This window comes from Roseisolibacter sp. H3M3-2, from assembly GCF_029211165.1.
Classification (GTDB): Bacteria; Gemmatimonadota; Gemmatimonadetes; order Gemmatimonadales; family Gemmatimonadaceae; genus Roseisolibacter.
Map to the genome: position 1 here is coordinate 51,082 of NZ_JARGEK010000001.1, position 20,525 is coordinate 71,606.

Here is a 20,525-nt window from a genome sequence, read left to right on the forward strand (position 1 = left end):
CTACCGAGCGGCGCGGCGCAGCGTCAGCAGGGTCAGCTCCGGCGGACAGTTGATCCGGATCGGCACGTCGCTGAAGCCGATGCCGCGGTTGACGTAGAGGCGGTTCCCTGCGGCGCCGAAGGTGGCGTCGCTCCAGCCGTCGGCGTGGACGGCGTCTTCCTTCACGAACGTGAGCCAGCTCCAGTCCGGGGTGAACGGGAGGCGGATCTGGCCGCCGTGCGTGTGCGCGGCCAGCGCGACAGGCGCAGCCCCGGCGCTCAGGCGCGTGAACGAAGCCGGGTTGTGCATCAGGACGACCGACGAGGCGCCGCGGGGCACCTGCGCGAGCGCGGCCGCGGGATCGTCCTCGCCCGCCCAGTGTGAGCCGACGCCGACGAGGTACAGCGCCCCCGCGCCGGCCTCGGGGGCGCCAGGCGCCTCGAGCGGCACGGCCTCGTTCCGCAGCACCCGAACCCCCGCCTGTTCCAAGGCTCGCCGCAGCCGCTCGGCCATCGCGCTCTCCCGTCGGTCATCCTGCTCGTCCATCCCATAGTCGTGGTTCCCGAGCACGGCGTACGTCGGGATGCCGGCCGCCGGCAGCGGACGCACGATGGCCACTGCCTGCGCCACGTGCTCGGCGAGGTCGTCGCCGGCCTTGTACAGGAAGTCGCCAGCTATCAGGACGGCGGCAGGGCGATCTGCTGCGAGGCGCGCGACGATGCGTCGCGCGGTCCCGGTATTCGCGCCCCACATGCCGACCTGCAGGTCGGCGATCAGCGCGATGCGCCGTCCCTCCCAGGCGGACGGCAGGCCGGGGATCGGCGCCACCTCGTGCTCCGTGTCGATCAGGCGCGGTTCGACGAGCGCGCCCCAGAGCAGCAGTCCTGCCCCGGCAGCGCCGAGCACCGCGGCCGCACGCTTCGTGTATCGCGCCAGGACTCCCGCCCTGAACGAACCGGCGGCACCCGCCGCCGGTGGCGCGGCCCGGGTGGCGCGCGGAGGGTCGCCCGCGTAGGTCATGGAAGGGGAGGGGGGCCTGAGGGTGCGGACGGGGGGGCGGGCGGAGCACCGCGTGGTGTCTCAGGGGCGGCGCCGACACGAGACCTCGCCCCGTGCGCGGCGCTCCGTCCCACGACCCGGTGTCAGCGCGCGTCAGCGCGTGCCACCATCGGCGCCGTCCACGTCGACGCGCTCCCGGCGGAGGTCGGCCTCGACCACCTGCTCGCCCTGGACGACGTGCTTGCGGATCACCAGCTCCTCCTTCGGCACGACGCGCTTGTCGGTGACGACCTCCTCGGCCATCAGCGGCACCCGGATCTCGCGCTCGCCGATCACGGTCCTGTCCCCGCGGGCTGCGTCCTCCGCCGAGATGGGGCGTCGCGCGACGGTCGCCTCCTCATGGGCCAGCGCGACGGTCCGTCGCACCTGCTCCGTCTCGACCGTCTTGCGGAGCTCGACCGCGCCGTCCTCGACCTGCCGCTTGCCGATCGCCAGCTCCTCCTCCGAGCGCGTCATGACGTACGGCGCGTCCTCGCGGCCGCTGCGCCGAGCGCCGAAGAACGACCTGTCGTCGAAGCGACCGTCGCCGTCGTACAGGTCGCCGTCCGCCCGGGCGGTGCGCGCGTCGACCGCGCCGCCGCGTCCGTACGTGTCGCGCAGCGTACGCTCGCGGTCGGGCGACATGGCGTCGCGACGGTAGGCCGGAAGGCCCAGCATCTCGGCCGCCGGCCCGCCCAGCACGACCACGTCCTCGTCGTCGTTCAGGCGCGCCGCCCCTATGGGCACGAGCACGTGCCGGTCCTCGCCGAGGTCGAGCGCCTTGCCGTCCAGCTCCACCTCCATGTAGCGGACCTTCATGGCGCCGCAGTCCACGACCAGGTCCTTCACCTCGCCGACCTCCCGGTCGTCGCTCGTCCGCACGGACCATCCCCGGATGTCGGGCTCTCCGTCGGCGACCTTGAAATCGTCGAGATCGTCGAGGTGCGCCAGCCGCCCACGGGACACCGTGTCCATGGTCCGCGTGGTCTCGTCGTAGCCGACATGTCGGTCGTTCCCGTCTCGCGTGCTCATGATGTGATCCTCCGTGATGTGGTGTGGCCCTGAATGCGTGGCTGGTGGTCGAAGCCCGGGCGCGCTCGTCGCGCGGATAGAGGGCCCGGGCGTTGGACGTCGCGCGTCAGCGCGACCGCGCCAGCTCGCGCACGGCGTTCGCGCTGCGGTCGAAGAAGCGCTCCACTCGCTGCGTCTGGTCGAGGAGCCGCGTCCGCGCCTCGATCGCGGTCGCGGCGTCGTGCGCCTCCCGCACGGCGCCGACCGCCGCGTCTCCGCGGCCCTGCTGCATCTGCTGCATCAGGCTGCTCGCGACGAGGAACGCCTCGCGCGTCTGGAGCGCGTGCTCGGTGGACGCCGGGTCGCGCTGCATGGCGTCGGCGTGCTGGCGGATCTCCGCGATGCGCGCCTGCACGTCGACGTTCCCGGCTGTGCTGCCGCCGACGGCGCCGAGCGCGGCGGCGAGGTGGCGTAGCCCGGCCGCCGTGTAGTCGTGCGCCGGACCGGCGCCGTCGGCCGCGCGGGTCTCCGTGAAGCGCACCAGCTCGCTCACCTCGGCGGGCAGGTCAGCAGCGCCCATGCCGTCGCCGACGACGGCGCCGGCGCTCACCGACGTCGTCGCGTCCGGCAGGTCGACCGCCACGCGGTCGGCGCCGTCACGGGCGAACAAGTACCAGAGCAGGAGCGCGAGCAGGAGCGCGCCGGCCAGCACCCAGGGCCAGGCGCTTCGCTCCTTTCGCTCGATATGTAGCTCGGCCATTTGAGATCTCCTCGTTGAGGGTGGCGGGTCGCCGCGTTGGCACGGTGCTCCGTCAGTTCAAGGCCCCCTGACGGCATGCCCGGTGCCAGGAGCCGCGCGAATGACACACTCATAGTGCTCAAATACGCCTCTGTGCCGATTTATACTACATCAAACATGCTCCATGTCTTTACCCGGTCCGATGGTTGACCCTCATCACCTCTGATCACACTCGACCTCGGCTGGTGACTGGACGGCTCGCGCGAACCCGGCGCGCTCGTCCGCGCCCGAGTCGGTGTGGCCTCGCTAGCGGGTGCGAGACACGTGTATGGCGTTCCTTCCGCCGTTGAGCCGCGCATTCTGGCTATATGACGCACTTGGCATGACGTATAACGGCACCGATGATGCACGCTGCGGGGCCCGGGTCGACGATTCGCTTGCTCCCTCGCGCACGGCTTCACCCAGGGCGCCTCCGGCGCCGGATCACCAACGCAGGAGACCACATGCGACAACCGCGGATCGTGCGAGAACGTCGGTGCGAGGCGAGGAGCAGAGACACGGTGCCCGGCGTGCGCGGCCGCTGGGCGCTCGTGCTCGGCGTCGCGACGACCGTCGCCGCAGCCGCGTGCACCCCCCGCGCGACGCCGTCCGGCCCGGCGGTGCCGTGGGGCGCCACCGTCGACGCCATCCAGTCGAACCCGGCGCAGGCGGAGGGCAGGGTGGTGACCGTGAGCGGAGAGGTGAACCGCGTCTTCGGCCCCCGATGGTTCTCGATCGGCGGCGAAGGCTTCGGTGCCGGCGAGGAGTTGCTCGTCGTCGGCTCGAGCCGATTCCCCGCGCTGCTCGACGATCTCGCTGACGCCGGGCGCGTCGAGGACGACATCGTGCAGGTGACCGGCCGCGTCCGCCTGTTCGACCAGCGCGCCATCGAGCAGGAGCTCGGCGAGGCGCTGGGGGGCAACTGGTGGCGCCTCTACGAACGGCAGCCGGTGGTCGTGATGACCGCGCTGGCCCTCACGCCGAGAGGCGGCGCGAAGCCGGCGCCGATGGCACCGATCACCATCCCGGAGCCCGTCGCGCCGCTCGTCGATCTGGACGCCATCCTCGACACGCCCGATCCCGCCGCGCTCTCCGGACGCGCGGTCGCGCTGCTCGGCGTGACCGTCCGGAGCGCGGTGGGCAGGAACGCGCTCTGGGTCGGGTCGAGTGCCGACCGGCAGCTCTTCGTCGCGCTGGCGCCGGCGCCGGCCATCGAACTGGGAATCCGGCCCGGGCAGACGGTCGTGTTGGCGGGCGTGCTCCGGCCGGTGCCGCGCGACCCGGCGACCGCGCGGGCCGTGTGGGGGCTGAGTGCCGCGGAGGCGGCGACGCTCGCGCGGGTGCCCCTCTACGTCCGGGCGAACGGACTGCGAGTCGTGAGCGCCGAGCTACCGGCGGCTGGCGTCGTGTTCCCCTCGCGAGGGGGTGATCCCGCCCGACCGCGGTGAGCGTCGGAAATCGCCGAGTTGCGGAGGCAAGGCCCTCCAGGGCGCCGCTCACGGGTGCCATGACGGCGCGATGTCAGGAGGTGCAGGTGTCGTCCTGGTACCGGCTGCTCGACGATGCCGTTACCCACTCGTCGGAGCGGGAGCGCGTCCCTCGGAGCGTGCGGTCCGACGTGCGTGGGCGCACGCTGCTGCGCGGAGTCGTGGCGGGCGTGGGCGGCACGGCAGTCTCCACCCTGTGGCTGCTCGCCGTCGACCTCGGGCGCGGGCTGCCCTTCGACACGGCGGCCACACTCTGCGCATACGTCACGCGCGCCTTCGGGTCGAGCGGGTGGCGGGGCACGACGCAGCTCGCGACGCTGTTCACCGGTCTGGAGTGCGGCGCGTTCGTGCTGGCCGGCGTGCTCGCGGCGACCGCGGCCCGGCGCGTCGACGGTCGCGCCCTTGGAGTCCTGGCCGCGACCGTGGTGGCACTCGTCGCCGTGGCGGTTCCCCTCGCCGCGCTGTACGTCGTGACGAGCCACCAGGTCGCGGATGACCTCTGGGGGCACGTCCTGGCCGCCCATCTCGCGGCGGTGGCGCTCATGGCGATGCTGCTGTGGCAGATGGCGCGCGCGCCGCGTGCGCCGGATCGCACGACGACGCGCCACGACCCGGCGGCACCGGGACCCGTGCCGGCGCCCGCGAGTCCGGAAGCCGGTCCCGCGACGGCGCGCCCCACGGTCCGCGAGACCGGTCCCTCCGGCGGACGTTCGGCGCGCAAGCGCAGACGCCGTCGGGGCACCCATCCGCCACGCGCGCACGTCGGCCCATGAGTCGACTGCTCATCGTCTCCAATCGCTTGCCGGTCACCGTCTCGATCATGGACGGGGAGACCCACGTGCTCCCCAGCATGGGCGGTCTCGCCACGGGGCTGCGCGGCCCGCACGAGCGGACGGGCGGCCTCTGGATCGGCTGGCCGGGGCAGGCGGCGCCGGCCAGCGCCAAGCGCCGGGCCGAGCTGACGCAGCTGCTCGCGGCGCATCGCACGGTCCCCGTGTGGCTGACGCGGAGCGAGGTGACGCACTTCTACGAGGACGTGTCGAACGGCGCGATCTGGCCGCTCTTCCACTACCTGATCGACCAGGTGCCGCTTCGCGTCGAGCACTGGGACGTCTACGAGGCGGCAAACGCCCACTTCGCCGAGGCCGTCGTCGCGCAGTACCGCCCCGGCGACCGGATCTGGGTGCACGACTACCAGCTGATGCTGCTCCCGGCGCTGCTCCGACGGCGTCTTCCCGATGCCCGCATCGGCTTCTTCCTGCACATCCCGTTTCCGTCCGACGAGGTGTTCGCCACGATGCCCGCGCGCGACGCAGTGCTGCGCGGGCTCCTCGGGGCCGACCTCGTGGGCTTCCACACGCCGGCGTACGCGCGGCACTTCGCCGAGTCCGTGCGGCGCATCCTGCGGATGCCGGCCGAGCCGGATGCGGTCGTGATGGAGGGACGCACCGTGCGCGTCGGCGTGTTCCCGATGGGCGTGGACGCCGCCGCGTACGAGGAGCGTGCCGCTCGACCTGAGGTGGACGCGCAGCTTGCGGACCTCGCGCTCGGCACCGCGCCTGGGCACGACGTGGCGTTGTTCGTCGGCGTCGACCGACTCGACTACACGAAGGGCATCCCACGGCGCCTGCTGGCGTTCGAGCAGCTCCTGGTCCGACACCCGGAACTGCGGGAGCGGGTGCGTCTCATCCAGGTGGCGGTGCCGTCGCGTACCGCGGTCGGTGCCTACCAGAAGTTCCGGCATGAGCTCGATGCGCTCGTGGGCCGCATCAACGGCGCCTTCGGGACACCCAGGTGGACGCCGGTGCACTACCTCTACCGCAGCGTGCCCGACGCGCAGCTCCTGGCGCTCTATCGCGCCGCCCGCGTCATGCTGGTGACGCCGGTGCGAGACGGGATGAACCTCGTGGCCAAGGAGTTCGTGGCGTGCCGGGCCGACGAGGACGGCGTGCTGGTGCTGAGCGAGTTCGTCGGCGCGGCCGCCGAACTCACCGACGCGCTGTGCGTGAACCCGTACGACGTCGACGGCGCGGCGGCGACGTACTACCGCGCCCTCACCATGCCACGCGATGAGCGGCAGGCGCGCATGCGCACGCTGCGCGCGCGTGTGCAGAGCTACGACGTGCACGCGTGGGCCGACTCCTTCCTCGCGGCGCTCGAGGAGACGCGCCGTGCGGCAGCGAGCGAGTGAGGCGGCCGGTCGGCCCGACGGGCTGACGGCGGCGCCGCTGCTGCTGATCCCACGGCCGCGGCCGCCATGACGGCGCGGCGACCTGCTGGCAGCGCGTCGAGCGCGCTGAGCTCCGCCTAGCCTGGGGAGGATCTGCCGTATGACGCAGATACATGTCTCAGCGGTCGCGCTCCCCACGATATGATGCGTCGACTGCGCTTCATATGGCATCCCTGATGCGTCGTGCGCGGGCATCTCGGACCGGGGGAGCGATGACGCAGCAGCGTGTGGGACGAAGGAGGAGTCGGTGGTGCCGCGAAGGCGTCGAGCTGCGGCCCGCAGCCGCGTCGAGTGGCAAGCGCCGGCGGGGCGCACTGGCGGGCACGCTTCTGGGGTACGCCCCGGGAGACGCCTGAGCCCATGGCCACCTGGCGCACTCCGGTCCTGCTCTCCTCGGTTTCGGCGAGCCTGCTCGGCATCGTCGCGGCAGCGCCGGCAACGCGAGACGCTGCCGCGCCACCCACCGTGAGCCCGTCCGCCCCTGCGCGCTCGGTCGCCGTTTCCGTCCCCGGGGCTCCGAGTGCCGACTCGTTGCGCGCAGCCATCGAGCGGCAGCTGTCGAACACGCCGGCCGCCGCCATCAGCCAGGCGGCCTGGCACCGGACCCGCGCGCTGTACGCCGCCGCCGGCGGTGCCCCCATGTGGACCACCCCCGGCGACCGCCTCCTCAGTCCGCGCGCGGCCGCCCTGCTGCAGGCGTTGAGCGATGCGCACGCGCACGGGCTCCGCCGATCGGACTATGGGCTGCAGGGCCTGGCCGATGCCCTGGCTGCGGTGGAGCGCTCGGACGCGGGCGACGACGCACGCGCGCGCGCCGACGTCGCACTCACCGCATCGCTGGTCGCCTACGCGACCGACATGCTGACGGGCAGACTCCGGCCGAGCGAGATCGAATCCGCATGGCACATCGAGACGCGCGCCGTCGACGTGGACAGCGCGCTCCAGCGCACGCTCCGCGCGCCCGACCTGCCGGCGGCGCTGGCGCGGCTCGTCCCCTCAGACGACGGCTACGCGACGCTCGTAGGCGCCCTCGGGCGCTACCGGGGCATCGCCGCCGCCGGGGGGTGGCCGCTGGTCCCGGAGGGCCCCACGCTGCGGCCCGGCGCGTCGACGCCGCACTTGGCGGCGCTCCGCGCCCGGCTCACGGCCGAAGGATACCTGTCCCGTGGTGGGGCGGTCGGCGCCGGGGAGTCGACGGCGGTGAACCCCGTCCTGCGCACCGGCGCGGAAAATGGCACGTACGTCGGCACGTACGGCGGGGGCCTGGCGGTCGCCGTGGCCCACTTCCAGGCGCGGCACGGCCTCGCCGTCGACAGCGTGGTGGGCCCGCGCACGCGCGCGGCGCTCAACGTGCCGGCCGAACGGCGCGCCCGGCAGGTGGCCGCGAACCTCGAGCGCTATCGGTGGCTGCCCCCGGCCATGGGCGAGCGCTACGTCGTCGTGAACGTGCCGGCCTTCCGCCTCGACGCCTACGAGGGCGAGCGGCGCATGCTCAGCATGCGCGTGGTGGTGGGGAGTGAACTCGCGTCGCGGCGCACGCCGATCTTCAGCGACTCGATGAGCTACGTCCAGTTCGGCCCGTTCTGGAACGTCCCGCGCAGCATCGCGGTGAACGAGATCCTTCCATCCGCGCGCCGCGACCGCGGGTATCTCGCGCGCAACGGCTACGAGATCGTCCGCGGTTGGGGCGACGGTGCGCCGGTGGTGGACCCATGGGAGCTGAGCGACGGCGCGCTGTTCTCCTCACGCTACCGCGTGCGACAGCGCCCCGGACCCAGCAACGCGCTCGGCCGGGTGAAGTTCATGTTCCCCAACGAGTACGCGGTGTACCTGCACGATACACCGGCGCAGGCGCTGTTCGACCGGCGGGAGCGCGCCTACAGCCACGGGTGCGTCCGGGTCGCGGACCCTGCCGCCCTGGCGCGCTTCGTCCTTGCCGAGCGCGCCGGCTGGACCGCGGAGAGGATCGACGAGACGCTCCGGGAGGGGCGCCGGGTGCGCGTGAGCCTGCCGGCGAAGATCCCCGTCTACCTGATCTACCTCACCGCGTTCGACGAGGGTGGCGAGGTCGCGTTCCGCGATGACCTCTACGACCACGACACCACGCTCATTGACGCGCTCGGCGAGGAAGCCGAGGCGCCCGGGACTTCTGCAGTGGTGGGGAGGCTGGCCCGGCTCGCGGATCGGCTTTCGGAGGGATGACGCCAGCGCAGGCGATGGGGGATCGCTCACCCCGAGCGCCCCGGCGCACGGCGACGGAGGCCAGCATGGATGCGGCTCGCGCCAGACAGGTAGTGCTCGCGACGGGCACGGACGGTGACGCGCTCCAGATCTGCGAGGCGTACCTGCGCCACCACGGCTACGACGTGGTCACGGTCGACGATCCGGAGGTGACGCTCGAGGCCGCGCGGCGTCTTCGGCCCGATCTCCTGATCACCATGCACCCGACGCGGCTGAGGAGCGGATGCTGCGTGACGCAGGCGGTGCGGGCCGACGCCGTGCTCGCTGCGACGCCAGTGCTGAGCCTCGCCAGCCGGGTGCGCGCATCCGAGCTCGCGGAGGCTGCCGAGGCGGGCGTGACGGAGTCGCTCCCGATGCCCGTGTCGCTCGCGATACTCCTCGACGCGGTACGGCGGCTCGTCGCCAGTCCACACCGGACGCCCGTGGCGGAGTCCTGACCATGGAGGTCATGCTGTTCGACGGATGGCGGCCGATCCTCCGCACGCTCCTCGTCGGGGTGCTCAGCTACTCGGCGCTGGTGGCGATGCTGCGCATGACGGGAAAGCGGACGCTCTCGAAGCTGAACGCCTTCGACCTCGTGGTGACGGTGGCGCTGGGCTCCACGATGGCCACGGTGCTGACGTCGCGCGACGTCGCGCTCGCCCAGGGGATCGTCGCGTTCGCCGTGCTCATCGGGCTGCAGTACGCGATCACCTGGACCTCGGTGCGGTCGCGGCGGGTGCGCACGCTCGTCAAGTCCGAGCCGCGGATGCTCGCACGCCGGGGCGAGATGCTGCCCGATGCGATGCGGCGCGAGCGCGTGACCGAGGACGAGCTGCGCGCCGCGATGCGCGAGGCCGGCATGGACGACCTCGCGCGCGTCGAGGTCGTGGTGCTCGAGACCGACGGGTCCCTGAGCGTCGTGGAGCGCGACGTGGGCCCCCGAGCCGTGTCGTCGTGAGCGGCGGCCCGCGCGCGCTCTGGGTCCGGCTGACGGGCACCCTGTGGTTCGTCCCGAGCGGCATCGCGGTGGCGATGGCCGTGCTCGCGGTCGCGATGATCGAACTGTCGACGCGCGTGGACGACGACGTGCTCCGCCGGTTCCCACGCATCTTCGGCGCGAGCGCCGAGAGCTCGCGGGCGATGCTCTCGGCGATCGCCGGGGCCATCATCACCGTGGCCGGGCTCACGTTCTCGCTGACGATGGTGGCGGTCACCCAGGCGTCAAGCCAGTACACGCCGCGCATCCTCCGGAACTTCATGCGCGACCGCGTGAGCCAGGTGGTCCTCGGCGCGTACGTGGGGATCTTCGCCTACTGCCTGCTCGTGGTCCGGACGATCCGGAGCGGTGACGAGGGCCGCTTCGTGCCCTCGATCGCCGTGGTCCTCGGCATCGCGCTCGCCATGGCCGGCGTGGGTGCGCTGATCTTCTTCATCCACCACCTCGCGAGCGCGCTGCAGGCGTCCACCATCGTCGCCCGGATCACGCGTGACACCGTGCAGGTGGTCGACCGGCTCTTTCCCGAGGACGTGGGGGAGGAGGCGCCGCACGACGAAGCCGATGCCGCGCTCGCGGTCACCCTGGACGCGCGATGGACGGCCGTGACGGCACCCGCGACGGGCTACGTGCAGGCGGTAGACGCGGACGCGCTCCTGCGCGTCGCCGACCGGCACGACCTGGTCGTACGCCTGGTCGCGGCGGTTGGCGAGTTCGTGGTCGAGGGCGTTCCGATTCTTTGGGCGCTGCCGCGCGCGCCCTCCGACGCGCCGGGCCGCGAGCAGGGAGGCGACTGGTGCCGCGCGCTGCGCGAGGTGTTCACGGTGAGCAGCTTCCGCACGGTCGAACAGGACGCCGCGTTCGGCGTGCGGCAGCTGGTCGACATCGCGCTGAAGGCCCTGTCGCCCGGCGTCAACGACACGACGACCGCGACGACGTGCATCGACCACCTCGGAGCGATCCTGGCGCGCCTCGCGCCTCGGCGCGTCGAGTCGCGCCTGCGCGCACGTGACGGCACACTGCGAGTGATCGCGCCCGGGCCGACGTTCGATTCGCTGCTCGCGCTCGCGGTGGACGAGATCCGGGCGAGCGCGGCGTCGAACGCCGCCGCGGCGGCGCGTCTGCTGACGATGCTGGAGCTGGTCGCGTCGTGCGCGGCGTCGCCGCAGCGGCGGCAGCTCGTCGCCGCACACGTCGAGCGGGTCCTCGGTGATGCGGAGGCCGGGGTGAGCTCGCCATATGACCGCGGGCGGCTCCGTGAGCTCGCGGCCCGCGCGCTGGCGACCGCTCGCGAGGCACGCGCGCTTCCCACGGGCGCGCGGGCGGAATGGGTCAGGAACGGGCCCCCAGCGCCGCCGCGTTCCCGCGCAGGATGAAGCGCAGGATCTCGCGCTGCGTCTCGGGCGCGAAGGCGCGCAGCGTGGAGAGCGGGCGCAGGTGCGCCGGCACCCCGCCGAGCAGGTCGCGCGCGGTGCGCAGCACGTAGGCCGGCGCCCCCTCGGGAATGGCGCCCACGTCGTCACGACCGACCAGGATGGTTCGTACGTGCCCCGTGGGCGCGTCAGGAAACAGCGACTGCAGCTTGCCTTCGAGACGCGGGTCGGTGCCGACGAAGTAGAGGGGGCCCTCGGCGAGCAGTCGCGCGATCTCGGCAGACAGGTCGGGTCGGATCGTCGCGACCACGACGGGCTTGCTTAGGCGCTCGCCGAGGCGCTGTACCTCCTCCGCATGGCTGGCGGACGTCACCAGCAGGTCGGCACTGCGGAGCGCCGGCGGCAACGGTTCGTCGTCGCGCAACGCTTCGATCTCGACGCCCGTGGCGACCACCCCGTAATCCTCCTGCAGTTCGCGGCACAGCCAGACCAGCTGGTCGCGGTTGCATTCGACGCAGACCGCCCGCAGGCGCAGCGTCTCGAAGTGCCGCCGCGCGTGCTCGGGGAAGTCGGGCGCGGGCACGCCCCGAGCGAGACCGCCCGCGAACACCTCCACCAGCCACTCGGCCGTCGGGGCGAGCGCTCCGGCGGCCGGCCGCGTCTCGACGACGAAGTGCGCCCGCGACGGCGGCCGCCGCTCCACCACCCCTTCGGCCTCCAAGCTCCGATAGGCGGCGATCACCACGCGCGGATCCGCGTTCAGCTCGGCCGCGAGGACGCGCGCGCTCGGCAGGCGGCTGCCGGCGCGCAGGGTGCCGAAGTGGAGCGCGCTCAGCACGCGCTGGCGCAGCGTGTCGCTGATGTCGTCACGGCGCGCCATCAGCGTGCTCCGGGTCTGGCGATGAGTCGTCTCGCATGCTCTAAGGGTCGACGTAAGCGTCGGGCGCGGCAAGTCGCCGCGGACGCGAGCCCGCTCGTCCGCGCTGTCGTGCTCCGCGCACGCCGAATCTGCTCACTCGCTGGGCGTGCGCGGCGCCCGCCGGCCGGCGCCCGTGCCGTTCGATCTCGGGTCGCCGGCTGCGGGAGCCGCCGGGGCGAGCGCGATCGCCGTGGCGTTCTCCGGCAGGCGGCTGAGCAGCACCAGCTCGTCCCCCGCCCGCCAGGCCAGGTCCGCGGTCACGATCTCGGCGCTCTGCCCCTGCACCCGCGCCACCGGCACGACGCCCTCGGGGAGCTGGCTCGCGCGCGTCGGCCCGCCGGCGGGCACGCGGTACGTGACGAACGTCGCGGTCCCCTCCTCGAGCGACGCCTCCCACGCCCGCACGTCGACGGGCCGGCCGAACGCGATCCGCCCGCCGACGCGCTCGAGCAGCCGGGGGCCTGCGCCGCGGCTCGGGTGCCCGAGGGCGGGGAAGGTGCGCTCGACGCCGAACGCGTCGTGCGCCAGGTGCGTGGCGAACGCGTTGACCTCCGAGTTCGTCGTCACGGCCACCACCGTCGCCGCCTCCTCGGCGCCCAGCTCGGCCAGCACGTCCTCGTCGAGCGCGTTGCCGACCCGTGCGTCCAGTCCGGTGGCCCGCGCGCCGTCGACGAGGGCTTCGTTGCGGTCCACCAGCGTCACCGCGCGCCCGTGGCGCTGCAGCACCTCGGCGAGGCCGCGCGCCAGCGGCCCGGCGCCCACGATGATCACCGCCTGGTGCGCGAGGCTGCGCAGGCCCAGGAGCCGCGCGACCGTGGAGGCCGTGAGCCCCTGCAGGGTGACCGTGATCGCGATCGCCATGAAGGTGATCGCGAGGATGCGCGTCCCCTCGGCGAACCCCGCCTCGTCGAGCACGACGGCGAACAGCGACGCGACCGACGCGGCCACGATGCCGCGCGGCGAGATCCACATAACGAACAGCCGCTCGCGCCAGGTGAGCGCGCTGCCGTGCAGCGAGGCGAGCACGCACAGCGGGCGCACGACGAAGACGAGCGCGAGCACCGTCAGGATTCCACGCCACCCCTCCGCACGCACGATGTCCAGCGGCAGCGCTGCGGCGAGCAGCACGAAGAGGATGCTGATGCCGAGCACCGTGAGCTGCTCCTTGAAGCGCCGCAGCCGACGCTCCTCGGGGACCGTGCCACGCTGCATCATGAGCCCCATCACCACCGACGCCATGATCCCGGCCTCGCTCTGCGCCCACTCGGCCGCGGCGAACGCCGCCCAGACGAAGGCGAGGGATACGAGGTTCACCAGCTCCGCCGGCACGAGCCCGCGGCGGCGCAGCGTCCAGGAGAGCGCGAGCCCGCCGACGCCGCCGGCGACGAGGCCGACCAGCAGGCGGCCGAAGTAGCCCCAGGCCCCGCTCAGGACGCCGATCGGATGCACGCCAGCGAGGCCGAGCACGACGTCGACCACGGCGACCGCGAGCACCGCGCCCACGGGGTCGATGAGGATCGCCTCGCCCTCGAGCACCGTGCGGACGCGGCGCGGGATGCTCACCCGGCGCAGCAGCGGCTGCACGACCGTCGGCCCGGTGACCGTCATCAGCGCGCCGAAGACGATCGCGACCGACACGCTGAAGCCGGCGATGAGCCAGGCCGCGAGCGTCGCACCCACCCACGACACCGCGACGCCGATCGTGACGAGGTTGCGGACCTCCTTCATCGCGCGACGCAGGTCGGCGATGCGCAGGTTGAGCGCACCGTCGAAGAGGATGACGGCGACGCACAGCTTCACGATCACCGACAGCCCGCCGCCGAGGGCCGACGGCACGACGACCCCCAGCCCCGACGGGCCCAGCGCGACGCCGAGCACGAGCAGCGGGACGATCGCCGGGACGCGCAGCCGGTGCCCGATGATCTGGGCGAGGAGCCCGGCGGCTACGGCCAGGGCGATCGTCAGGAGGGCGGGGTCGACGCTATGCACGGAGGGAGGGAGGGGTCCCGTTGCTGCGAAGGCGTCATCCTGGATGGTGTCTGGCGCCCGCCCGCGCGATGCTGCATTCCGTGTGCCTCATCACCGCAGGACCCGCTGGAATGGCGCGCGATAGCTGCCGCATCTACGGCGGCCTGGCATTCTTGCTGCAGCAGCCGGTTCGGGACGTGATACGCCGGTGTAGGCCCGCCGAGCCCGGACGAGGTCACCGGCGCGAGCGGCGTCCCGGTTGCCGCACAGACGATTCGAGGTGAGGGAATGACCGAGGCACACACCAGACGGGGCGGGTCGACTGCAGCGTCCCGGAGCATCCCGGGGCTCGTGCTCGGTGCGGCCCTCCTCGCGCTGGGGTGCAGCGCCGAGCGCGGCGCGGCCGTGGCGTCGGACACCGCGCTGCCGGCGCCGCCCGGTGCTGGGGTCGCCGCCGACCCGGTAGCGGCGGCCGCCGTGGTGCCGGCGATGGACAGCGTGCCGGGACCGTCGGCGGCCGTGACCGCGTTCCTCCAGCACGTCGAGACGCAGCGAGCCCCAGACTCGACTGCCGTCGCCCGGGACTATGCCGCCGTTGGCCTGCGCCTGCTGGCGTCGGGCATCGAGGAGCTGGCGACGCGCGACACCGCGGTGGCAGCGCGCGTGGGGGACCGGCTCGGGACGCTCAGGGCGCGCGCGGACAGCGTGCAGCGCGATCCGGAGCCCCTGGTCCGAGCCCGGATCGCGAGCGAGTCGTTCGTGCTCGCGGGCGACCTGCTCCAGACACTGCAGGAGGGCGGCCCGCCCGCGCTGACGGACCGCGCGGCCGAGGTGCGGCAGGCCGCCGCGGCCGTCCGCTCCGACCAACCGCTGTCGGCGCAGACGGAAGCCGTCCGTCGGTTCTTCGAGCGGTCGGCGGCGGCCCTGCGCGGGCTCACGGGGGCGCGCACCTCGTGACCGCCGCCCGAACCGTGCGCAGGACTGCGACGCGGGGTGTGAGCGCATGAGCTTGGACCTGTCCGCCGCGTGGGAGACGGTGCGGCGGATGCTCAACGGCTTCGCGGCCGCACTGCCGCGCGTCGTGCTGGGCCTCGTCGTCGTCGTCCTGTTCTTCTTGGTCGCGAAGGGCGTGCGCGCGCTCATCCGCCGTAACGCGCAGCGCCGGGGCGAGCACCGGACGCTGGAGCTGGCGATCGGCCGGCTCGCGCAGGTGGCGATCCTCGTCGTCGGCGTGCTGATCGCGGTCACGGCCGCGTTCCCGAGCTTCACGCCCGCGAACCTGGTGAGCACGCTCGGCATCGGCGGCGTGGCGATTGGCTTCGCGTTCAAGGACATCTTCCAGAACTTCCTGGCCGGGCTGCTGATCCTCGTCACCCGCCCGTTCCGAGTGGGCGACCAGATCCGGTACAAGGACTACGAGGGCACGGTCGAGGACATCCAGACGCGCGCGACGTACCTGAAGACCTACGACGGGCGACGCGTGATCATCCCCAACGGGGAGCTGTACACGAACTCGGTCACGGTGAACACCGCGTTCTCGCGGCGGCGCTGGCAGTACGACGTCGGCATCGGCTACGGCGACGACGTCGAGCGGGCGCGCACGATCATCCTCGACGCGCTCCAGCAGGCGCAGGACGTCGAGCCGGACCCGAAGGCCGACGTCATCGTCGTGGAGCTCGCCGGGTCCTCGGTGAACCTGCGGGCGCGCTGGTGGACGAAGTCGCCGATGGGCGACGGCCTCGCGGCCCAGGACCGCGTGCTCACCGCGGTGAAGCAGGCGCTGACAGCGGCCGGGATCGACCTGCCGTTCCCGACGCGGCAGATCCTCTTCCACGACCAGACCGAGGCGACCGACGGCGACCGCGGGCGCCAGCGCGAGGGGTGGCCGGCGGGCGAGGGCGAGGTGCCCGAGGCGCGCGGCATCGCCGCGGCGCTACTCGCGCGGCACGACGCGCGCGGCGATGGGGCGAATGGCGGCGCACGCGTCGGTCGGTGATCGCGCGGGGCCTACGGCGGTCGACGCACCCCGCCGTGAGAGCCTCGAGCCCTCGAGTGCCGGCCTGCGGCGCCAGCGTCGCCGCCTGCCCCTGCGAAACGAACTGGCGCTTGCGGCGCTCCCCACAGCCACCGTGCTCGGGGTGCTGTCGCTCGTCGAGGCGCTCACCATGCAGCGACTGCTGTTCGCCTCGCTCGCCTCCAGCGCGTTTCTCATCTATCTCGATCCCGAGCACGGCACGAATCGCGTCAAGGCGCTCGTGCTCTCGCAGTCCCTCGCAGCGGGACTCGGCTGGCTCACCTTCGTCACGCTCGGAGCCGGATACGCGGGTGCGGCGCTCGCGCTCGTGGGCACGATCCTCGGCATGGTGCTGCTCGACGTCGTGCACCCACCCGCGGTGGCCACGGCGATGAGCTTCGCATTGCGGGCCGAGGAAGCATCGAACCTCGTGCTGTTCGCGCTCGCGCTGGCCGTCACGGTAGTGCTCATCGGGCTGCAGCGTGTGGCGGTGTGGAGCCTGCTGCGCCTCCGTGCGCGACCGGAGAGGCCCCACGTACCCCCGCACGCGAATGATACGGGCAGGAGGAGTGGCGCTGACGGGCGCCGAGGGCGTGCATGACGCATGACCGTCGCGGTCGGCGCGCGGCGAGAAGTCCGGCGGAGCACTCGTCGGCCCGCGTGGCAGCCCCGCGAGCTCGCGGCGGCTACTTGCGGCGATCCTGTATCTCCAGCAGCGCTTCGACGCGCCGCGTGAGGGTCGCCACTTCGGTCCGAAGCGCGTCGATCTGCTGAGAGCCGGCCAACTCGCCCTCGTCGGTCTCCGCGTCGCGCGCCACGAACAGGCTCGCAATGGACGCGGTCACGTAGCCGAACACCGCGAAGCCGTAGATCGCGAGCAGCAGGCCGAGGAGCCGCCCCTCGGCCGTCTGGGGAAAGGTGTCTGCGCCCATCGTGGTGAGCGTCATCGCCGTCCACCAGAGCGCGACGCCGAAGCTCGTGATCGCGCCTCCCGCCGCGTCGCGCTCGAACGCGTAGATCCCGGCGGCGCCGAGCACGTTGACGAGCAGCGTGAGCGCGACCACGTAGCCGAGCCCGCGCCGCCCCATCACGCGCCCCAGCGTGCGCATGCCGCGGTTGGCCGAGCTCACGACGCGCACCAGGCGCGCGCCGCGCGCGGCGCGCAGCAGCCGCAGCGCGCGCACGAGGCGCACGGCACGCAGGGCGGGGAGCAGCAGCGAGACCGCCGACAGCCAGTTGCGACGCAGGTAGGCCAGCTTGCGCGGCGCGAGCGCGAACTCCAGAACGAACTGCAGGACGAAGAGCGCCCAGATCGCGTAGTTGACCGCCGTCAGGAACGGTGAGAGCCCGACGGTGAGCTCGACGACGACCAGCACGAGCCAGACGACTCCGAGGACCGCCATCGGCTGCTCGAGGAACGCGGCGACCTGCTCGAGCAGCGCGTGCCGCTCCACCTCGAGGCGCTCGGCACCTCCAGGTTCATCGGCACCGACTGGGCCGGTCACGGTGCGTCCGCGCGGTGTGGGTGGCCGGCGCGCCGAGCCGCGCGCGAGGTCTTGGGGTCAGACATGGAAGCCGGAGTCGTGTGGGTCACGCAGGGGGCTGTGCCTCGGAGACGGTGCGATGCGGGATCGTACGCCACGTTGCCCCGGCCTGTCAGCCTATGGGGTTCGCCGCTGACCTTGGGCTTGCTCGTGCACGGAGCAGCAGGGTGTAACCAACCGCGCCGGCAATGATTGAGGCGGCGAAGACGCCGAGCTTCGCGATGTCGAGCACGACGGGATCTGCGAACGCCAGCCCGGCGACGAAGAGCGACATCGTGAAGCCGATCCCGCCGAGCCAGCCGGCGCCGTGCACGTGGCGCCACGCCACGCCGGTCGGGAGGTCGGCCGCGCCGGCGCGCACCGCCAGCCAGCTCGCCAGTGTGATCCCCAGCGGCTTGCCGAGCGCGAGGCCGAGTACCACGCCCCAGGCGATCGGGCTCCGGGCGGCCGCCGCGGCCCCGCTCCCCAGCGCGACGCCCGCGTTGGCGAGGGCGAAGATCGGCATGATCGCGAAGGCGACGACACCGTGCAGCGCGTGCTCCATGCGCTGCAGCGGCGCCTGCGCGGCGTCGGCGGCGTTCTCGATCGCCTGCAGCGCGACCTGGTGCCCATGGTTCGTGAGCACCGTCGTCCCCGGCTCGTCGGCGGCGCGGAAGTCGGCCAGGCTCGCCTCGGCGCGCGCGAGGAACTCGTCCTCGTCGATGCGCGTGCGGGCGGGCACCGTGAGCGCGAGCAGCACGCCGGCGATGGTGGCGTGGATGCCGGAGGCGAGCACGAACAGCCAGAGCCCGACGCCGAGCAGCGCGTAGGTCAGCGGGCGTCGCGCGCCGGCGCGGTTGAGCCCCACGAGGACGGCGAGCACCGCCGCGGCGCCGGCCATCGCGCCCCAGTCGAGCGCGCCCGTGTAGAAGAACGCGATCACGAGGACCGCGCCCAGGTCGTCGGCGATCGCGAGCGCGGCGAGGAACACGCGGAGCCCGCTCGGCACCCGGTCGCCGAGCAGGGCGAGGATGCCGAGCGCGAAGGCGATGTCGGTCGCCATCGGCACGCCCCACCCGGCCGACCCCGGCCCGCCGGCGTTCAGGGCGGCGTAGAGCGCCGCCGGCACCAGCATCCCGCCCAGCGCGGCCGCGATGGGAAGGGCGGCAGTTCGGCGTGACGCGAGCTCGCCGACGAGCACCTCGCGCTTGATCTCGAGTCCCACCAGGAAGAAGAACACGGCCATCAGGCCATCGTTCACCCAGTGGTGCAGCGAGAGCGTCAGGCCGAACCCGGGCGCGCCGACGGTCACCGGCGTCTCCCACAGGTGGTGGTACGCGTCGGCCCACGGAGAGTTCGCCCACACGAGCGCGATCGCGGTCGCCGCGAGCAGCACGAGCCCCCCGGCCGCGCTGGTCGAGAAGAAGCGCTGGAACGGTCCGAGCAGGCGCTCGATGAGCGGGAGAGATTCCTCAGTGCTCATGACCGGGAGCGCGCTCACACGAGCACCCGCGAACTGAACGGTGACGGGGTGTGGGGAGCGGCCCGTGAAGTCGCGTGCGCGGCATGGGCTGGGTAGTACACGTCGGTCATGATCAGCGGTGCTGGTGATGCGGAGATCGAGGTCGCCCGCTCGGCGCACCATCTACGCCGGGCGGGGGTGGAAGGTGGCACTCACCTCAGCAGCAGAGTGCGCGGTCGTACTGATCGGCTACTGCCGGTGCGAGAGAGGTGCCCGGCCCTAATGGGCGGCAGTGCGTCAGCTGTCGCGGATCGACGTGCAGCTCGACACACGGCGCCGGGCTACGCGTAGGGTTCGCATCGTCTACCTCTGAGTCCCCATGCGCACCGCGCACATCGGCCGTCTCCTTCTCCTGATCGGGTTGCTCGTCGGCGCAGCAGCCAGCGTCGGCCTGCTCGTCGGCTTCGAGCCTGCCCGGTTGCCGCCAACGCTGCTCAACGTGGCCGCCTACAAGCTGACTTTCATTGCCGCACTTGGCCTCCTCGCCGGGGGAGCAGTGTTCCTCCGACTATCGCGCCGCATGGCACCGGGAGGAACGGGGGCGCCGGCCGTGGGCGATCTGAAGCCGCCCGCTCACGACTACGACTCGCGCCCGTTGGGGCTGCAGCAGCCAGCCACCAGCGCTGTCCATCCCCGAGATGAGCATGCCGACGTCGCTGACGTTGTGCAGTCGGCTCGCGAGGGACCTAGGAAGCCATCGGCCTGAGGCGGTCGCACGGGCCTGCTTCGCGGGATCACTGCCTTGCTGCGGCGGACGGTCGAGAGCACGCCGGGCGTTGGCTCTACCTTCACTCTGACGCTGCCGCGCGCCTAACGCGGCGCCCGCGCCGGCGCCGACCCGGTGACGGCGTCGGCGGCTGGTCGCGCCCCGATCCGCGCGAGTGCCCACGCGGCGTGCTCGCGCACGACCGGCTCCGGGCCCTCCAGCGCGCGCGTGAGGTCGTCGACGTTGTCCGGGGTGCCGACGTTCCCGAGCACCACGGCCGCGTTGCGCTTTATGGCCCGCAGCGTGGCGCGCTTCTTCGCCGAGCAGCGGAACGCGGCGCGGTAGCCCTCGACATCCATCGCGAGGACCTCGCGCGCGAGCGTGCGGGCATCCTCGCCCGCGGGCATCCTCGCCCGCGGGCGCCTCGCGAGGGCGCCAACCGCGAGCCCCCGGCAGCTCCTTGGCGAACGTGACGTTCCAAGGGCAGCAGGTCTGAAAGGCGTCGCACCCGTTGCGGGAGCCGGGCACCGGCGGCGCCGGGGGCGGGGCAGGATATTCTCTCCACGAGCGTGGCGACGTGGGCGGCGACGTTGTGTACCGGATTCTGCGCGTTTTGCGCTGGCGACCCCCTTAATCCGCGCAACGTATCCGCTAAGAAGGTGCTCAACTCACTGCGCAGCAACGGTTTGCGCTGGCGGCCCGGAGCATGGGGTTCAGGGGGTCGCGGGTTCAAATCCCGCCGTCCCGATCGACGTACGAC

Annotated in this window: 19 protein-coding genes; 11 read left to right on the forward strand and 8 right to left on the reverse strand. The window is 72.9% G+C overall.

Annotation, left to right across the window (positions count from 1 at the left end; translation table 11 throughout):
* The 3 genes from PYV61_RS00200 to PYV61_RS00210 form a co-directional block, all read right to left on the reverse strand.
* On the reverse strand, positions 1-999 hold the full coding sequence (locus PYV61_RS00200) for a metallophosphoesterase (RefSeq protein WP_275827045.1): 999 nt from the start codon (positions 997-999) through the stop codon (positions 1-3).
* A gap of 132 nt (positions 1,000-1,131) precedes the next feature.
* Entirely contained in the window at positions 1,132-2,049 is a 918-nt protein-coding gene (locus tag PYV61_RS00205) for a DUF2382 domain-containing protein (RefSeq protein WP_275827047.1), read from the reverse strand.
* A gap of 106 nt (positions 2,050-2,155) precedes the next feature.
* A complete protein-coding gene (locus tag PYV61_RS00210; protein WP_275827049.1) occupies positions 2,156-2,788 on the reverse strand; it encodes a hypothetical protein in 633 nt (210 codons plus the stop codon).
* 539 nt (positions 2,789-3,327) lie between these two features.
* Between PYV61_RS00210 and PYV61_RS00215 the strand changes: the two genes are divergently transcribed.
* The 7 genes from PYV61_RS00215 to PYV61_RS00245 all read left to right on the forward strand — a co-directional run bounded on the left by PYV61_RS00215 (position 3,328) and on the right by PYV61_RS00245 (position 11,116).
* On the forward strand, positions 3,328-4,254 hold the full coding sequence (locus PYV61_RS00215; protein WP_275827051.1) for a hypothetical protein: 927 nt from the start codon (positions 3,328-3,330) through the stop codon (positions 4,252-4,254).
* Between the two features lie 86 nt (positions 4,255-4,340).
* Positions 4,341-5,066, forward strand: a complete 726-nt coding sequence (locus PYV61_RS00220) for a hypothetical protein (RefSeq protein ID WP_275827053.1) — start codon at positions 4,341-4,343, stop codon at positions 5,064-5,066.
* A complete protein-coding gene (locus PYV61_RS00225; RefSeq protein ID WP_275827055.1) occupies positions 5,063-6,484 on the forward strand; it encodes a bifunctional alpha,alpha-trehalose-phosphate synthase (UDP-forming)/trehalose-phosphatase in 1,422 nt (473 codons plus the stop codon). Before PYV61_RS00220 ends, PYV61_RS00225 begins: the two co-directional genes overlap by 4 nt.
* Positions 6,485-6,883: 399 nt before the next feature.
* Positions 6,884-8,725, forward strand: coding sequence for a L,D-transpeptidase family protein (locus tag PYV61_RS00230; protein ID WP_275827057.1), 1,842 nt, complete (start codon positions 6,884-6,886; stop codon positions 8,723-8,725).
* 65 nt (positions 8,726-8,790) lie between these two features.
* Entirely contained in the window at positions 8,791-9,201 is a 411-nt protein-coding gene (locus tag PYV61_RS00235; RefSeq protein ID WP_275827058.1) for a hypothetical protein, read from the forward strand.
* Between the two features lie 11 nt (positions 9,202-9,212).
* On the forward strand, positions 9,213-9,704 hold the full coding sequence (locus PYV61_RS00240; protein WP_345785191.1) for a YetF domain-containing protein: 492 nt from the start codon (positions 9,213-9,215) through the stop codon (positions 9,702-9,704).
* Positions 9,701-11,116: a DUF2254 domain-containing protein gene (locus PYV61_RS00245; RefSeq protein WP_275827061.1), complete on the forward strand. Its 1,416-nt coding sequence runs from the start codon at positions 9,701-9,703 to the stop codon at positions 11,114-11,116. The genes PYV61_RS00240 and PYV61_RS00245 overlap by 4 nt, the downstream gene beginning before the upstream one ends.
* Here the strand turns inward: PYV61_RS00245 and PYV61_RS00250 are convergent.
* Positions 11,073-11,993, reverse strand: coding sequence for a GntR family transcriptional regulator (locus PYV61_RS00250; RefSeq protein WP_275827064.1), 921 nt, complete (start codon positions 11,991-11,993; stop codon positions 11,073-11,075). The genes PYV61_RS00245 and PYV61_RS00250 overlap by 44 nt on opposite strands.
* 132 nt (positions 11,994-12,125) lie before the next feature.
* On the reverse strand, positions 12,126-14,021 hold the full coding sequence (locus tag PYV61_RS00255) for a cation:proton antiporter (protein WP_275827066.1): 1,896 nt from the start codon (positions 14,019-14,021) through the stop codon (positions 12,126-12,128).
* Between the two features lie 330 nt (positions 14,022-14,351).
* On the opposite strand from PYV61_RS00255, the gene PYV61_RS00260 reads away from it, so the two are divergent.
* From PYV61_RS00260 to PYV61_RS00270, 3 genes are read left to right on the forward strand one after another with little or no spacing between them, the layout of a single operon-like run.
* A complete protein-coding gene (locus PYV61_RS00260; protein WP_275827068.1) occupies positions 14,352-14,957 on the forward strand; it encodes a hypothetical protein in 606 nt (201 codons plus the stop codon).
* A 46-nt stretch (positions 14,958-15,003) separates the two neighbouring features.
* The gene (locus PYV61_RS00265; protein WP_275827070.1) at positions 15,004-15,996 is read left to right on the forward strand and encodes a mechanosensitive ion channel family protein; all 993 of its coding nucleotides are present in this window, start codon (positions 15,004-15,006) and stop codon (positions 15,994-15,996) included.
* Positions 15,971-16,615, forward strand: coding sequence for an HPP family protein (locus PYV61_RS00270; protein ID WP_275827072.1), 645 nt, complete (start codon positions 15,971-15,973; stop codon positions 16,613-16,615). The genes PYV61_RS00265 and PYV61_RS00270 overlap by 26 nt, the downstream gene beginning before the upstream one ends.
* Before the next feature lie 85 nt (positions 16,616-16,700).
* Here PYV61_RS00270 and PYV61_RS00275 read toward each other — a convergent pair whose 3' ends face one another.
* Positions 16,701-17,519, reverse strand: coding sequence for a potassium channel family protein (locus tag PYV61_RS00275; RefSeq protein WP_275827074.1), 819 nt, complete (start codon positions 17,517-17,519; stop codon positions 16,701-16,703).
* Between the two features lie 151 nt (positions 17,520-17,670).
* Positions 17,671-19,020, reverse strand: a complete 1,350-nt coding sequence (nhaA, locus tag PYV61_RS00280; RefSeq protein ID WP_275827077.1) for a Na+/H+ antiporter NhaA — start codon at positions 19,018-19,020, stop codon at positions 17,671-17,673.
* A 358-nt stretch (positions 19,021-19,378) separates the two neighbouring features.
* Here nhaA and PYV61_RS00285 point away from each other — a divergent pair, with 358 nt between their 5' ends.
* Entirely contained in the window at positions 19,379-19,765 is a 387-nt protein-coding gene (locus PYV61_RS00285; RefSeq protein ID WP_275827079.1) for a hypothetical protein, read from the forward strand.
* Between the two features lie 104 nt (positions 19,766-19,869).
* On the opposite strand, the gene PYV61_RS00290 is transcribed toward PYV61_RS00285, so the two are convergent.
* A complete protein-coding gene (locus PYV61_RS00290) occupies positions 19,870-20,172 on the reverse strand; it encodes a HEAT repeat domain-containing protein (RefSeq protein WP_275827081.1) in 303 nt (100 codons plus the stop codon).
* Between the last annotated feature and the right edge of the window lie 353 nt (positions 20,173-20,525).